This window comes from Halomonas sp. ND22Bw (genome assembly GCF_003011945.1).
GTDB classification, from domain to species: Bacteria; Pseudomonadota; Gammaproteobacteria; order Pseudomonadales; family Halomonadaceae; genus Halomonas; species Halomonas halophila.
The window spans coordinates 1-246 of sequence record NZ_PXWD01001519.1; the positions used below are offsets into that span (position 1 = coordinate 1).

The window sequence follows — 246 nt, forward strand, 5'->3', positions numbered from 1 at the left end:
GGGGCACGTTCGGCGAAGTGGCGCGCACGACCATGGTGCGCAACGCCTTCCGCGCCCTGACTGGCGATCACTGGAAGACGCGCCTGATCGCCTTCAGCGACGACATGGACGGCCTGCGCAAGGTGCCGGATGGCATTCCGAACCCTGAGATGCTGCGCGAAGACCTTCACCTGTCACTGACCCGTGTGCGCGACCCGTTCGGCACGCATGACAGTTTCGGCGCGCACAACAATGCACGTCTTCAGG

General features: G+C 64.6%; 1 protein-coding gene. It reads left to right on the forward strand.

Going from position 1 to position 246, the window contains the following annotated elements; all coding sequences use genetic code 11:
* Positions 1–246, forward strand: a 246-nt coding sequence (locus CVH10_RS23300; RefSeq protein ID WP_369336002.1) for a hypothetical protein, incomplete at both ends; no start/stop codon positions are given.